Source organism: Bradyrhizobium sp. NAS96.2 (assembly GCF_001908235.1).
Lineage (GTDB): Bacteria > Pseudomonadota > Alphaproteobacteria > Rhizobiales > Xanthobacteraceae > Bradyrhizobium.
In genome coordinates this window covers 1-755 of record NZ_LGHK01000410.1, presented here as the reverse complement: position 1 = coordinate 755, position 755 = coordinate 1, and the positions used below count along the sequence as shown (strand labels likewise).

At 57.1% G+C, this 755-nt stretch carries 1 protein-coding gene; it reads right to left on the bottom strand.

The annotated features are described in order from the left end of the window. Nucleotides 1-755 (bottom strand): c-type cytochrome (locus AC628_RS42360; protein WP_143202118.1); only part of this gene is annotated, 755 nt, incomplete at both ends.

Below are 755 nucleotides of genomic sequence, written 5' to 3'. Positions count from 1 at the left end.
AATCCCTCTGAAAACGTCCGCAGGAAGTTGATCACATCCCAGCGGGCCTGTTCGTCCAATACATCAGCAAATCCGGGCATGCCGCTTTTTGGAATTCCATGGCTAAGCCACCAAAACATGTCGCCGGCCGTGTGCAGCGCAGTGTGCGGTTCGCTCAAATTCGCAGGCGGCTTGGAAAGGGTCGATGCCGCCGGACCATCGCCAAGCCCTCCGCTGCCGTGGCAAGCCGCACAATTCTGGGCAAATAGACGCTTTCCATTGGCTATTGATATCGTCGAATAGGCAACCGACGGGCGGCGGTAAGTATCGGGATAGGCTGGCACGGATATCTGCCACAGCCCGCCTGCGACCGAAATAACGGCGGCGGCGCCTGCTGCAACTGCTTTTACCTTTTGCGGCTCTCTCAAACAAACGAGCAGGCCCCAGAAGAGTGACAATAGTGCTAGTGAGAAGGCGCTCGCCGCGATAACGGGCGTCGGCCACGCCGGCCACGTGGCTTCGATCGAAAAGCGAAACGGCAGCCACCAGATGGGCTGATCATGTCGTGCTGGTATGACTGAAGAGAGCGCGGCTGCGCAGCCGACGATCAGAACACCGCAAAAGAATTCAGTTGCTGCCCATCCAGCTCCTGCAAGAAAAGCCGCGGCTTTTGCTCCTACGGTTTCCATGACGGGTAGGAAGCGCGTGCGAATCCGATTGGCCACCAACAGGATGCATGCAAGTAGAGCAAGCTTCGTTATAATTAGTTGACCGTA